The organism is Nocardioides sp. JQ2195 (assembly GCF_012272695.1).
GTDB lineage: Bacteria > Actinomycetota > Actinomycetes > Propionibacteriales > Nocardioidaceae > Nocardioides.
In genome coordinates this window covers 118,389-131,724 of record NZ_CP050902.1, presented here as the reverse complement: position 1 = coordinate 131,724, position 13,336 = coordinate 118,389, and the positions used below count along the sequence as shown (strand labels likewise).

General features: G+C 70.7%; 14 protein-coding genes. 5 read left to right on the top strand and 9 right to left on the bottom strand.

Annotated features, from left to right (window positions below):
- The first annotated feature begins 5 nt into the window (after positions 1 to 5).
- The gene (locus ncot_RS00630) at positions 6 to 620 is read left to right on the top strand and encodes a bacterial proteasome activator family protein (protein WP_168615859.1); all 615 of its coding nucleotides are present in this window, start codon (positions 6 to 8) and stop codon (positions 618 to 620) included.
- Here the strand turns inward: ncot_RS00630 and ncot_RS00625 are convergent, their stop codons facing one another.
- The 5 genes from ncot_RS00625 to serS form a co-directional block, all read right to left on the bottom strand.
- Positions 621 to 1,262: a hypothetical protein gene (locus tag ncot_RS00625; RefSeq protein ID WP_168615858.1), complete on the bottom strand. Its 642-nt coding sequence runs from the start codon at positions 1,260 to 1,262 to the stop codon at positions 621 to 623.
- Positions 1,259 to 1,858, bottom strand: a complete 600-nt coding sequence (locus tag ncot_RS00620) for a hypothetical protein (RefSeq protein WP_168615857.1) — start codon at positions 1,856 to 1,858, stop codon at positions 1,259 to 1,261. Before ncot_RS00620 ends, ncot_RS00625 begins: the two co-directional genes overlap by 4 nt.
- Before the next feature lie 130 nt (positions 1,859 to 1,988).
- Positions 1,989 to 2,780 (bottom strand): Cof-type HAD-IIB family hydrolase, encoded by a 792-nt coding sequence (locus ncot_RS00615; RefSeq protein ID WP_168615856.1) that lies wholly within the window; start codon positions 2,778 to 2,780, stop codon positions 1,989 to 1,991.
- Positions 2,777 to 3,751: an HAD family hydrolase gene (locus ncot_RS00610; protein WP_168615855.1), complete on the bottom strand. Its 975-nt coding sequence runs from the start codon at positions 3,749 to 3,751 to the stop codon at positions 2,777 to 2,779. The genes ncot_RS00615 and ncot_RS00610 overlap by 4 nt, the downstream gene beginning before the upstream one ends.
- Before the next feature lie 2 nt (positions 3,752 to 3,753).
- Positions 3,754 to 5,028 (bottom strand): serine--tRNA ligase, encoded by a 1,275-nt coding sequence (serS, locus tag ncot_RS00605; RefSeq protein ID WP_168615854.1) that lies wholly within the window; start codon positions 5,026 to 5,028, stop codon positions 3,754 to 3,756.
- 113 nt (positions 5,029 to 5,141) lie between these two features.
- Here serS and ncot_RS00600 point away from each other — a divergent pair, with 113 nt between their 5' ends.
- Both ncot_RS00600 and ncot_RS00595 read left to right on the top strand, forming a co-directional pair.
- Positions 5,142 to 6,722 (top strand): YegS/Rv2252/BmrU family lipid kinase, encoded by a 1,581-nt coding sequence (locus tag ncot_RS00600; RefSeq protein ID WP_168615853.1) that lies wholly within the window; start codon positions 5,142 to 5,144, stop codon positions 6,720 to 6,722.
- Positions 6,723 to 6,847: 125 nt separating this feature from the next.
- Positions 6,848 to 7,333 carry a nitroreductase/quinone reductase family protein gene (locus tag ncot_RS00595; protein WP_168615852.1) on the top strand — a complete coding sequence of 162 codons (486 nt, stop codon included), beginning with the start codon at positions 6,848 to 6,850 and terminating at the stop codon, positions 7,331 to 7,333.
- 59 nt (positions 7,334 to 7,392) lie between these two features.
- Here the strand turns inward: ncot_RS00595 and ncot_RS00590 are convergent, their stop codons facing one another.
- Together ncot_RS00590 and pheA are read right to left on the bottom strand one after the other, a co-directional pair.
- Positions 7,393 to 7,791: a DUF4446 family protein gene (locus ncot_RS00590; protein ID WP_240938002.1), complete on the bottom strand. Its 399-nt coding sequence runs from the start codon at positions 7,789 to 7,791 to the stop codon at positions 7,393 to 7,395.
- A 140-nt stretch (positions 7,792 to 7,931) separates the two neighbouring features.
- Positions 7,932 to 8,870 carry a prephenate dehydratase gene (gene pheA / locus ncot_RS00585; protein WP_168615850.1) on the bottom strand — a complete coding sequence of 313 codons (939 nt, stop codon included), beginning with the start codon at positions 8,868 to 8,870 and terminating at the stop codon, positions 7,932 to 7,934.
- Positions 8,871 to 8,960: 90 nt separating this feature from the next.
- On the opposite strand from pheA, the gene ncot_RS00580 reads away from it, so the two are divergent.
- Complete coding sequence (locus ncot_RS00580; protein WP_168615849.1) at positions 8,961 to 10,196, top strand: arginine deiminase; 1,236 nt, start codon at positions 8,961 to 8,963, stop codon at positions 10,194 to 10,196.
- Between the two features lie 159 nt (positions 10,197 to 10,355).
- Here ncot_RS00580 and ncot_RS00575 read toward each other — a convergent pair whose 3' ends face one another.
- Positions 10,356 to 11,291, bottom strand: a complete 936-nt coding sequence (locus tag ncot_RS00575) for a DUF5926 family protein (RefSeq protein ID WP_168615848.1) — start codon at positions 11,289 to 11,291, stop codon at positions 10,356 to 10,358.
- Positions 11,292 to 11,301: 10 nt separating this feature from the next.
- Positions 11,302 to 12,075, bottom strand: a complete 774-nt coding sequence (locus tag ncot_RS00570; RefSeq protein WP_168615847.1) for a glycerophosphodiester phosphodiesterase family protein — start codon at positions 12,073 to 12,075, stop codon at positions 11,302 to 11,304.
- 75 nt (positions 12,076 to 12,150) lie between these two features.
- On the opposite strand from ncot_RS00570, the gene ncot_RS00565 reads away from it, so the two are divergent.
- The gene (locus ncot_RS00565) at positions 12,151 to 13,329 is read left to right on the top strand and encodes a benzoate/H(+) symporter BenE family transporter (protein WP_240938001.1); all 1,179 of its coding nucleotides are present in this window, start codon (positions 12,151 to 12,153) and stop codon (positions 13,327 to 13,329) included.
- Positions 13,330 to 13,336: the final 7 nt, after the last annotated feature.

Below are 13,336 nucleotides of genomic sequence, written 5' to 3'. Positions count from 1 at the left end.
GTGCCATGAGCGAGAATCAGCCCGAAGAACACGTCGTCGTCATCGGCCCTGACGGCCAGCCGGTCGGGACCATCCCCGCCGAGGCCCTGACCCCGGAGGCGATGGAGGTAGTGACCTCGACGTCCGGGGGTGACGAGGACGACGAGCGCCACATCACCGAGCTGGTCGAGCAGCCGGCGAAGGTCATGCGCATCGGCAGCATGATCCGTCAGCTCCTCGAAGAGGTGAAGTCGGCGCCGCTCGACGAGGCCAGCCGCAACCGGCTCAAGGAGATCCACCAGTCCTCCATCAAGGAGCTGGAGGCCGGGCTCGCCCCCGAGCTGATCGACGAGCTCGAGCGGCTGTCCTTGCCGTTCGCCGAGGGCACGCCGAGCGACAGCGAGCTGCGCATCGCCCAGGCCCAGCTGGTGGGGTGGCTCGAGGGGCTGTTCCACGGCATCCAGACCGCCATCTATGCCCAGCAGGTCGCCTCGCGCGCCCAGCTCGAGCAGATGCGTCGCGCGTTGCCCCCGGGCATGCTGCAGCAGGCGGACGGTCAGCCCGGGCAACCGGGGCAACCCCAGCCCGGACAGCCGTCGGGCGAGCCCGACTCCGGCGGCCAGTCGGGGATGTACCTCTAGCTAGCTCGTTCGCCGTGCGGTCCAGGTCCCGGCAACCAGGGCGATCACCAGCACCCCGCCGATGAACGGCCAGACCGCGACGCCGTCGTCGCCGGAGGAACCGCCCGCGGCGGAGCTGGCCTCGACGCTCGAGCCGGCACCCCGGTCTCCTGGGTCGGCGCCCTCCGAGGGTTGCGGACCGGCGAGGGTGCCGGTCGGTGTGGTGCCGGGGCCGGCCACGGCCTCGACCTTCTTCACCACCCGGTCGGTGAGCGGCGCCGAGCCACCGCACAGGGAGGCCTTGACGACCCCCTCACGCGTGGCATCGGTCAGGCCGAAGAACAGGTAGTGGTCGCCGTCGGGAATGCCCTCCAGGCCGCAGGTCGCCGACGACGCCGCCGTGGCCACCTGCACGGTGTCGGCGACGTCGCCCTTGAAGGCGCGGTCGACCTCGACGTCGTACGTGATCTCGCCGACGTTGCCGCGACCGGTGCGCGTGGAGTCGACCACCGTGCCGCTGAACACCTGGTCGGCGCTGCCGACCAGCCGGTCCGTCCCCACCACGGCGCAGGAGCAGGCCTGGGCCGGGGCTCCGAAGAGCACCAGGCACGTGGCGGCGAGCCCGAACACGACGAGCAGACGCAGCAGCAGGCGCGCGGTCATGGGTGATCGGGCCTGCCGAAGATGCGGGTGAGCACGAGCACCAGGCAGCCGATGAGGGCCAGCACGAGTCCGGGAACCACCATGGTGGCGACGCTGGGAGCGGATGTCTCGTCGACCCGGGTGGTGGTCAGCGCGTCGTCGGCAGCCCGCTCCTCGGCGTCCGCAGGCGGCGTTCCCTCGCCGAGGACCCGCTCGACGTCGTCGCGCACCTCGGCATTGATCGCCTGGGTGCCCTGGAAGCTGCGCGCTTGGAAGGTGCCCTTGGTCACCTGACCGGCCACGAAGAGATAGCGGTTGCCCTCCGTGACCCCCACGAGCCCGCACTTGGCGCGCTTGGTCGGCGAGCTGACCGTCTCCTCGGTGTTGACGCGCTCGCCCTTGAACACCCGGTCGACCTCGACGACGTACAGTGTCGTCGCGCCGGCGCCGGCCCGGTCGGCCGTGACCCGCTTGACGGTCGCGGTGAAGACCGCCTCGGCCTGGGTGAGCTGCTTGGCCCGCGGCGCAGAAGCCGTGTCACAGGCGTACGCCGCGGTGGCGGGGCTGAGCGCCACCCAGCCGAGGGCGAGCAGCACGATCACCATCAAGCGCCGCATGGCCACCTCCGTCTGTCGGTTCCGTCTGTCGATCGGTCGCGTGGGCGTCACCGATCGCACCAGCGTCTCAGGGTAGTTCGTCCTCAGGGTAGGACGTGCACCCACCACGGTTGGTTCCCGATCGCCCGGTTCAGAGCTCGAAGAGCTCCTCGAGCGTCGCGGCCACGCCGTCGACGTCGTTGCCGGGGGCCACGTGGTCGGCAACCCGCTGCAGGGTCGGGTGCGCGTTGGCCATCGCGAACGACGTGCCCGCCCACTCCAGCATCGGGACGTCGTTGGGCATGTCACCGAACGCCACGACGTCCGCCTGGTCGATCCCGAGCTCGGCGCAGAGCCGAGCCAAGGTGGTGGCCTTGGTGACGCCCCTGGCGGACATCTCCAGGAGCGAGAACGACGACGACCAGGTGACCTCGAGCTGGGTGCCGACCATCTCCTCGGCACGGCGCCAGTAGGTCTCCGGACCGATCTCGTGGTGGATCGCCAACAGCTTGACCACGGTGTCGTCGAAGATCGACTCCAAGGGCCCGGTCTCGATGCCGAGCGGCTCGCGGTGCCGGCCCATGAAGCCCTCCTCCCGAGCGAAGCCACCCGTCTTCTCGAGCGCGAAGAACGTGCCGGGAACTGCCTTGCGCAGCGTCGCAGCCACGCTCATCGCGGTGTCGCGCGGGACGGTGAGCGCGTTGCGCACGGTGTGGGACGAGACGTCGTAGACGATGCCGCCGTTGGAGCAGACGGCCAGGCCGTGGCCACCGACGTCGGCCCACAGGTCGTCCATCCAACGGATCGGGCGACCGGTGACGAAGACGACGGGCACGCCCAGTGCCTCCACCGCGAGCAGGGCGGCGCGGGTCCGGTCACTGACCTGGCCCGAGGGATCGAGCAGGGTGCCGTCCAGGTCCGTGGCGACCAGCCTCGGCCTCACGGCCCTTCGGCGCTTGCGCCGCCCTTGAACCCTTGGGTTGAGGAGCCGAGGGACGAGGCGTCTCGAAACCACAGGTCCAGCTCCACCGCGGCGCCGTCCTCGTCGACCGGTGCGGTGACGTGGTCGGCGGCTTCCTTCACCTCGGGCACCGCCTGGCCCATGGCCACGGAGCGGCCGGCCCAGGCAAACATCTCGAGGTCGTTGCGTCCGTCACCGATGGCCAGTGCCTCGGCCTCGTCGATGCCCAGCTGGGCCGCGACGTGGGCCAGCCCGGAGGCCTTGGAGATGCCGACCGGGGCGAGGTCCATCCACGCGGTCCAGCCGATCACGTAGTCGGTGCCGTGCAGCCCGAGCCTGGTCGCGAGCTGCTGGAAGTCCTCGACGGTGGCGTCGGGGTCGCGGATGATCACACGACTGACCGGCTCGGCGATCATCTCCTCGACGTCGGTGATCGTCATCTCGCCCGACAGCTCGCCCGGTGGGAAGTGCCGGTTGACCCGGTAGCCGTTGCCACGGTTCTCCACCCCGATGAGGGCGCTGGGGTGCAGCTCGAGGACCTGGCGCACCGCCTTGCTCGCGTCGAACTTCTCCTCGTGCACCACCTCGACGGGTGGGTAGCGGAGCACGACCGCACCGTTGGAGGCCACGATCCACAGCGGCTCGGCGCCGTCGTCGGGCAGCCCGAGCTGGTCGGCGATCGTGGTCATCCCGTGGAGCGAGCGACCGCTGGCCAGCACGACGTGCGCGCCGGCGTCGTGTGCTCGGCGTACGGCGTCACGCACCGCCGGCACGACCTCGCCGTGCACGGTGCCTCCGCCGTCGACCCAGCGCAGGAGGGTGCCGTCGATGTCGAGGGCGACCAGCTTGGGGGTCCAGTCGTGGTTTCGAGACGCCTCGTTCCTCGGCTCCTCAACCACCGACTCGGAGGACCCCTCGTTCCTCGGCTCCTCAACCACCGTCTTGTCCGTCATCTTCAGACCACGGGCTCCAGGACTTCTCGGCCACCCAGGTAGGGCTGCAACGCCTTCGGGACCCGCACCGAGCCGTCGGCCTGCTGGTGGGTCTCGAGGATCGCCACGATCGTGCGCGGGATCGCGCAGAGGGTGCCGTTGAGCGTGGCCACCGGCTTGATGGTGCCCTCGAAACGACCCCGGATGTCGAGTCGGCGGGACTGGAACTCGGTGCAGTTCGAGGTCGAGGTGAGCTCGCGGTACTTGCCCTGCGTGGGGATCCAGGCCTCACAGTCGAACTTGCGCTTCGCGCTCAGCCCGAGGTCACCGGCTGCGGTGTCGATCACCTGGTAGGCCAGCTCGAGCTTGTCGAGGAACTGCTTCTCCCAGTCGAGCAGGCGCAGGTGCTCGGCCTCGGCCTCCTCGGGGGTCGTGTAGATGAACATCTCCACCTTGTCGAACCAGTGCACCCGGATGATGCCCTTGGTGTCCTTGCCGTGCGAGCCTGCCTCCTTGCGGAAGCAGGGGCTGAACGCGGCGTAACGACGCGGCAAAGTCTCGCCGTCGAGGATCTCGTCGGAGTGGTACGCCGCCATCGCGACCTCCGAGGTGCCGACGAGGTACATCTCCTCGCCCTCGATCCGGTAGACGTCGTCGGCGGCCTGGCCGAGGAAGCCGGTGCCCTCCATGGCCCGCGGCTTGACCAGCGCGGGCGCGATCATCTGGGTGAAGCCGGCCTCACGGGCCTGCGCCATCGCCAGGTTGATCAGGGCGAACTCGAGCTCGGCGCCGACGCCGGTGAGGAAGTAGAACCGGCTGCCCGACACCTTCGCGCCGCGCTCAAGGTCGATCGCGCCGAGCATCCGACCGAGCTCGATGTGGTCGCGGGGCTCGAAGCCCTCCTGGGTGAAGTCCCTCGGCGTGCCGATCGTCTCGAGCACGACGAAGTCGTCCTCGCCACCGGCCGGCGCCTCGTCGGCAGCCAGGTTGGGGATGCTGAGCAGCGCCTGCTGCCACTCGGCCTCGGCGCCGGTCTGGGCTGCCTCCGCGGCCTTCACCTCGGCGGCCAGGGTCTTGGTCTGCGCGAGAAGCTGGGCCTTCTCGTCGCCCTGCGCCCGGGGGATCAGCTTCCCGAGCTGCTTCTGCTCCGCGCGCTTGGCCTCGAAGGCGGCGATCGCCTCGCGGCGGGCCTTGTCGGCCGAGAGGGCGCGGTCCACGACGTCGTCGGAGAGTCCACGCTTGGCCTGGCCAGCACGCACGCGGTCGGGTTCGTCTCGGAGGATTCGTGGATCGATCATGCGGCAAGGCTATCTGGCGTCGCTGCCACAGGTCGCGTCGAATACCGGGGTGGTGCAACGCTCGCGGCATACTTTGCCCTTGACCCACCTGTTCCCCACCGAATGGCTTGCCTGTGATCGACCGCCCCCGCGCCATCCTCCTGCGCTGGTCCGCCCTGTGCTTCGGGCTGTTCGTGCTGCTCACGGTCCTGGTCACCACGGCGTGGAGCCCCCTGCAGACCCTGGACCACGACGTCACCCGCCCCTCCGCGGAGTGGACCCGCGACCACGCGAGCCTGGCCGACGCCCTGCACACGCTGGAGCTGGCCACGGGCACCCTCGCCTGCACGGTGCTGACGGTGCTGATCGGCGCACTCCTCTGGTCGAAGGGGCACCGCCGCGCGGCCGGCTACGTGGTGGGGGTCGTCGCGGCGACGATGGCCGCGGTGCACCTGCTGAAGTGGGGCGTCGACCGGGACCGACCGCGCTGGTGGGTCCCCGAGGAACAGCTGACCAACGGTTCCTTCCCGTCCGGCCACGCGGCGTACGCCGCTGCGCTGGGTGGGGTCCTCCTGGTGGTCACCGTCATGCTGGTGCGGCGGCGCGGGTTGCGCCACCTCGTGGGCGTGCTGCTGGGGTTCGCCTTCCTGCTCATCTGTGCGGACCGGATCCTGCTCGGGCGCCACTTCCCGACCGACCTGCTCGGTGGCCTGCTGCTCGCCAGCGGCTTCGTGGTGCTCGGGTTGGCGCTCTACTCACCGCTGCCCAGGAGCAGCGCCCAGACCACCAGCCCACTGGTCACGAGCGTGCCCGGCTCCTCGCGCGACCTGCACGTCGTGCTCAACCCGATCAAGGTGGAGGACGTCGGTCAGTTCCGCTCGATCGTCGCGACGATGGCCCGGGAGGACGGCTGGAACGAGCCGGTGTGGCACTACACGACCATCGAGGACCCGGGCACCGGGATGGCCGCGGCCGCCGCCGTCGGTGGTGCCGACCTGGTGATCGTCTGCGGTGGTGACGGCACGGTGCGTGAGGTCTGCGCCGAGCTCGCCGGCACCGGCATCCCCGTCGGCATCCTCCCGGCCGGCACCGGCAACCTGCTGGCCCGCAACCTCGACATCCCGCTCTACATCCGCTCCGCGATCGACGTCGCCCTCAACGGCCAGGACCGTGCCATCGACATGGTCGAGGTGACCGGCGACGGCATCGACGACGCGCACTTCATGGTGATGGCCGGGATGGGCTTCGACGCCGCGATCATGGAGGGCGTCAACGAGGACATCAAGAAGAAGGTCGGTTGGCTCGCGTACGTGCTCTCGGGGCTCAAGTCCCTGATGTTCCCAGCGGTGCGTGTGGAGGTCTCCGTCGACGACGGCCCGTTCACCAAGCACCGTGCCCGCACCGTCCTGGTCGGCAACGTCGGCTTCCTGCAGGCCGGCATGCCGCTGCTGCCCGACGCCCTCATCGACGACGGCCTGATCGACGTGGTGCTGCTGCACCCGAAGCGGTTCCTCTCGTGGATCCCGCTGGCCCTGCGCGTGCTGACCAAGCGATCGAAGACCGACGAGACGATCGAGCGGTTCACCGGGCGCAAGGTCGTGGTCCGCGCTGCCACCGACACCCCCCGCCAGCTCGACGGTGACTCGATCGGCTCCGGCCGGGAGCTGGCCATGGAGTGCGTGCACGGTCGGCTGCTGGTCCGCGTCCCCCGCTGACCCCGCGCCCTCATCCGCCGACCCCTTTTCGGCGAGCAACGCGGTGTCCATTTCCCTTCGCACGCGACTGGTCACCTGTGAAGTGACACCAGCACCGCGGAAGTGTCGCGACTAGGCTGCCGGCCATGTACGACGTCTACGCCCGGCTGATCCGGCCCCTCACGATCCTGCTCGGCGGCCAGCCCTGGCTGCCCCGCTTCAACCAGCAGATCGTGGCCATCGACCGCTTCGTCCAGAAGGTCACCCGCGGCCGCATCGGCCTGGTCAGGCTCGGTGGGCTCACCGGGCTGATGCTCACGGTCGCCGGCGCCAAGACCGGCGTGCTCCGGCGTACGCCGTTGCTGTGCGCCCCGCACGACGACGGGTGGCTGATCGCGGGCTCCAACTGGGGAGCGCCGAAGCCACCCGCCTGGGTGGCCAACGTCGCCGCTGCCTCCAGCGCGTCGGTCAACTTCGAGGGCCGGACGTACGCCGTCGTGCCCCACGAGGCCGTGGGCACCGAACGGGATGAGCTGTGGGCGGTGATGAACCGCACCTGGCCGAACTATGCGAAGTACGAGAAGCGGACCGACCGGCAGATCCGGGTGTTCCACCTGCGACCCACTCACTGAGCGCTGACCGGGCGTGGTGCCGGCCCACCACGTGGGGCACGGCGGCGGGGGGTCAGCCGTCAGCCGCGAGCGTGGGAGATCGCTTCCTCCTCCTCCGGGGACAGCTGCTGCTCGCACTTCCAGGCACTGATGCTCTTGGCATAGGTGCGCGCCTCGCTCCGGCCGTGGATCGAGGTGATCGTCACGCCGTTGCCGCCGTCGTCGAGCAGCGCGACCGACCAGCTGAGGTGCCCGCCCATGTCGCCGAAGGCGTCGTAGCGCACCACGGCCAGGTGCTTGAGGGCGTCGGCTGCCTCGCGACGCAGGGCCGCCACCTCCTGGCGCAACCCGTGCACGTCCTCGGGCAGGGCATCGACGCCGTCACCCCGACGTCGGCCACCTCCGCGAGCGTTGGCCAGCGAGACGACGAGTGCGATCGCGGCCAGCACAATCGCCAGACAGGCAAGGGCAATCTCCATGGGCGAGAGCCTAGTGCCCCCGGGCTGCATCTCTCAGCACGCTCGAGTGGTTCTGCGCCCCCGGATCCAGTAGAGGGGCCCGGCAGCGGGGGCCCAGCCGCGGGGCCCAACCGCGGGGGCCGCCGAGGACAGGGCCCGGCTCAGTGGCCGTCGCGGAGGCGTGCCAGCCACCTGGCCGCCTCGCCGAAGTCGGCATCGGCGGTGCCGGCGCGCACCGACGTACGCTCGCCGTCGGCGCGTTCGTAGGAGCCGAGGAACCGGACGTCGTCGCAGGTGCGGTGCAGCCCGGTCAGCACCTCGCCGACCCGGGCCTCGTGGAGGTGGCCCTCGCAGTCGATCGAGAAGCAGTAGCGACCCAGGCCCTGCCCGGTGGGTCGGGACTCGATGCGCGACAGGTTCACCCCGCGCAGCGAGAACTCCTCGAGGATCTCCAGCAGGGCGCCCGGGTGGTCGTCGCGGATGAACACCACCAACGAGGTCTTGTCGGCGCCGGTCGGCGGGGCCGGTGCTCCCGGGCGCGTGACCAGCACGAAGCGGGTCTGGGCGTCGGCGGTGTCGGCAATGTGCGTGGCGAGCTCAGTCAGGCGGTAGTGCGCGGCCGACAACGGCGCGCTGATGGCGGCGTCCCAGTCGGCTGTTCCGTCGGCCAGGCCTGCGGCTGCCGCCGCGGTCGAGGGCGCGTGCACGACCTGGACCCCGGGCAGGTGGGTGGCCACCCAGCGCCGGGTCTGCGCCGCGGCGTGCGGGTGCGTGGCCACCCGGCGTACGTCGTCGGCGCGGGTGCCGGGTCGCGCGACCAGGGAGAACTGGATCGGCACGGTCATCTCCCGGGTGATCATCAGCGGGTCGCCGGTCGCCAGCTCGTCCAACGTCACCGGCACCGAGCCCTCGACCGAGTTCTCGATGGGTACCACGGCGCCCGCGGCCTCGCCCCCGCGCACCGCATCGAGCGCGAGCGTGACCGTCGTGCACGGGGTCAGCTCGGCTCGGTCGGCGGCGGGCAGCGAGCGAGCCGCCTGCTCCGTGAAGGTTCCCTCGGGGCCGAGGTAGGCGTATCTGGCGGGCGGGACTCCGGGCATGGGTTCAGGATAGGGACGCCGACCAGCGGGTCGCAGCGGCCCCGATTCTGGGGGCTGCTCCGCCGCGGTCCGCACCGATAGAGTGCCCACATGTTCACGCACGGAGCCGACAGCGAAGTCGGGACCCTCAAGACAGTCATGCTGCACCGTCCCGGACCGGAGCTGAAGCGGCTGACCCCGCGCAACAGTGACCGTCTGCTGTTCGACGGGATCCCGTGGGTGAGCCGGGCCCAGGAGGAGCACGACGCGTTCGCCGAGGCCCTGCGCAACCGTGGCGTCGAGGTGCTCTACCTGACCGAGCTGCTCACCGAGACGTTGGCCAGCGAGGACGCCCGCAACCACGCGATCACGACCGCCCTGTCGGGCCTGCACCTCGGCGACACCCTGCGCACCTACCTGGCCTCCGCGCTGCGCGACTGCACCCCCGAGGAGCTCACCGGCTACCTCACGGCCGGCATCCGCAACGACGAGGTGCGGGGTGGGCACGGCCTGGTCACGGCACTGTTGCCGCAGGAGGAGTTCCTGATCGACCCGCTGCCGAACCTGCTGTTCACCCGCGACTCGAGCGTGTGGATCCAGGACCGGGTCGCGATCACCTCCCTCGCCATGCCTGCGCGTGCCCGCGAGACCCAGCTGACCGAGCTGATCTATGACCGGCACCCGCGCTTCAGCGAGGCCCCCGGCGGCACCCGCAAGATCCACGGATGGCACCACGAGCACGTCGAGGGCGGCGACGTCCTGCTGCTGGCACCGGGAGTCATCGCGGTCGGTGTCGGTGAGCGGACCACCCCCGCCGGCGTGGAGCGGCTCGCCCGGCAGGTGTTCCACTCCGGCCTGGCCCACACGGTGCTGGCCGTGCCGATCGCGCAGGAGCGCGCCACCATGCACCTCGACACTGTCTGCACGATGGTCGACGTCGACAAGATCGTGATGTACCCCAACGTCGCCGACTCCCTCCGCGCCTTCACCGTCACCTCCAACAAGGTCGAGGCGGAGAGCTACGCCGACCTGCAGCTCCACGTCTCCGAGTCCGAGCCGTTCTTGGTCGCCGCGGCCAAGGCGATGGAGATCGACACGCTGCACCAGATCGACACCGGTCTCGACCCGGTCGCCGCCGAGCGCGAGCAGTGGGACGACGGCAACAACACCCTGGCCATCGCCCCGCGGGTGGCGGTGGCCTACGTGCGCAACGACGGCACCAACGACCGCCTCGAGGAGGCCGGCATCGAGGTCATCAAGATCGAGGGCTCCGAGGTGGGCTCGGGTCGCGGCGGCCCGCGTTGCATGTCGTGCCCGATCTCGCGGGAGTCGCTGACCGTCGACTGACGCGCAGTGCCGTACGCCGGGCGCGGTCGCGGCGGGGAAATGTGAAAGCCCGGCCGCTGTTGACGGGGGATACAACAACGACCGGGCGAAGAGAAAACTACGTCACGCGGCGCCGGTTTACAACTGAAACACCCAAAAGATGATTGGGATTTCTACCACTCAACGAATCGTGACCTGGCGGTTGGCCAGGCCGGACCGCGCGGCCCTCTCCTCGGACGTCAGTTCCTTGCCGGAAGCAAGTGTCTCCGCAAGGGCTGCGGCGAAGGTCCGGGCCGGCTCCTCGAGCACGTCGGCACCGGTTCCCACCGGAAGGTCCCACACCGGGACGAGCAGTCCGTGGGCCCGGAACATGCCGACCAGACGGGCGCCCTCGGCGATCACGTCCTTGCCCTGCACGTGCAGCTTGGCGAGGGCGTCGAGCAGGTCGTCCTCGGGCTCCGGCATCACCCAGCGCAGGTGCTCCTTGGGGCCCACGTTGGTCCAGTAGGCCGCCTCGACACCCGACAGCCGGGCGGTCGGGCTGACCGCACCGTTGGCCTGCTCGAGTGCGGCCAGCATCGCCGGTGACTGCTCCTCGACGTCATCGATCCAGTAGCCGAACCCGTCGTGGACGGTGATGTCCAGGGGTTCGTCGACCACGAGGTCCTGCAGTCGCGGGCCGTCGCCCGGAGCGTCGGTCAGGCCGACCACGCCAGCCTCGGCGTCCAGCGCCTTCAGCAGCACCGCACCCAGGTCGCGGGCCGGGTCCCCGAAGTTGTGCTGGACCTGCAGGCCCAACCAGATCGCGCCGTCGTCGCGCACCATCGCGGGGGCGGCGCCGGGCAGCAGCGTGCACAGTCGCACGACACGGTCGCCGTCCTTGAGCTTCAACGGCGCGGTCGCCGCAGGGACCAGCTCGCGCAGGGCGATCAGGTCGGTCTCGAACGACAGCCCCTCGAACGGCCGGGCGACGAACGCCGGCGGCGGCCCGTCGGCGGCACCGTGGCACGCCTTGTACCGACGGCCGGAGCCACACGGACAGGGCTGGCGAGGACCGACCGCACCTTCGACAGGCGCTGCGGCGTCGCGGTTCTTCTTGCGTGAGCTCTTTCCCATGCCGGGCAGGCTACCCGCGCAGGCGCTCCAGCATGTAGGCCGGCCGGTCGGTGATGATCGCCTCGACGCCGAGCTCCTGGCACAGCGCCAGCTCCTCGTCGGTGTTGACCGTCCACACGTGCACCCGCCGGCCGGCCTCACGCAACCGACGACCCAGGCCGGGATGATCGATCAGCTCACCGATGCCGGGTCCCACGATCCAGTCACGGGGGATCACTCGACGCAGCATCGGCCAGTGGTGGGCCTTGTCGACCAGCTGCACGATGGGAAGCTCGGGAGCCAGCCTCTCGACTCGTTGCAGGGCGGTGAACGAGAAGCTCATCACCCGCACCGGGGAGTCCCCGCCCGTCCAGCCGAATTCGTCCAGGAGCTGGATCAGCCGACGCTCGACCAACCCACCGAACCTCGTGGGGTGCTTGGTCTCGATCGCGACCTCGATCCGGCGATCGGCGCCGGCCACCGTCTCGAGGAGCTTGCGCATCGTGAGGACCTTGCCGAGCTCGGGATCCATGTCGGGAGCCTCGTCGTCGAGGTCGCTCCACGGCTTCTTCCACGACGAGAAGTCGAAGGCGTCGAGCTCGTCGAGGTCCATCGTCGAGATGACGCCCTTGTTGCTCGCCGTTCGCACGAGGTTGCGGTCGTGCACGCAGACCAGGTGCCCGTCGGCCGTCAGGCGTACGTCGCACTCGAGGCCGTCGGCGCCGGTCTCGATGGCGGCGAGATAGGCACCCAGCGTGTGCTCGGCGATCTCGTGGCTGGCACCGCGGTGCGCGACGACCTGCATGGCCGGCACGCTACTAGCCGCTGCGACCGGCCACGACCACCGCGGGCGCGTTTCGCGGCCGATAGCCTGCCCGTCGTGACCTCCCCCTCCGCCGGTACGACGCACGCGGTCCTGGCCGGCGTGATCTGTGGGTTCGTCGGATTCACCAGCTCCTTCGCCGTCGTGCTGACCGGCGTCCGGGCAGTCGGCGCCTCGGCCGACCAGGCCGCGTCGGCCCTGCTGGTCCTGTGCCTGACGATGGGCCTCGGCACGGTGCTCTTCTCGTGGCGGTTGCGGGTGCCGATCACGATGGCCTGGTCCACGCCCGGGGCCGCGCTGCTGGCCACCGCCGCCGTACCCCACGGTGGCTTCGCCGCGGCGGTCGGCGCGTTCGTGGTGTGCGGCGTGCTGCTCGCGTCGTGCGGTTTCATCCGCCCGCTCGGCGTCCTGGTCTCCCGGATTCCGCCGACGCTCGCCAACGGCATGCTGGCCGGAGTGCTGCTCACCTTGTGCGCGGCTCCGTTCCTGGCCGTGGTCGACGAGCCTGCGGCGATCACTCCCGTGATGGTCACGTGGCTGGCCCTGATGGCCCTGGCCCGACGGTGGGCGGTGCCGGGCGCCCTCGTCGCCGCGATCGTGGTGATGGCCGTCAACGGCGTCTTCGCCTCCACCAGCGCGGACGCTGCGACCCCGGTGCTCACCGTGGTCACCCCCACCTTCGACGCCGGCGCCCAGGTCGCCATTGCCGTCCCGCTGTTCATCGTGACGATGACCTCGCAGAACATCCCCGGCATCGCGGTGCTGGCCTCGTTCGGCTACCGACCGGACATGCGGGCCCCGCTGGCGTACGCCGGCACCGCGTCGGCCGTGGGGGCGGTCGGCGGCGGCCACGCGATCAACCTGGCCGCGATCTCGGCGGCGTTGGCCGCCGGTCCCGAGGCCCACCCCGACCCTGATCGGCGGTGGATCGCAGGTGTCTCGTGCGGCTTCACCTACCTGGCCTTCGGCCCGCTGTCGGCTCTGGTCACCGACCTGGCCACAGCCGCCCCGGACGGGCTGGTCGAGACCATCGCCGGACTCGCCCTGCTGGGCACGCTGGCCGGCGCGGCCAGCGCAGCCCTGGGCGACAACGAGCACCGCGAGGCCGGTGCCCTGACCATCGTCGTGGCCGCCTCGGGCATGACGATCGCCGGGATCGGCGCGGCCTTCTGGGGACTGGTCGCCGGGGCGGCGTACCTGCTGGTGATGCACTCCGTGGCACGCCGGCGCGGGTGAGGAGCGG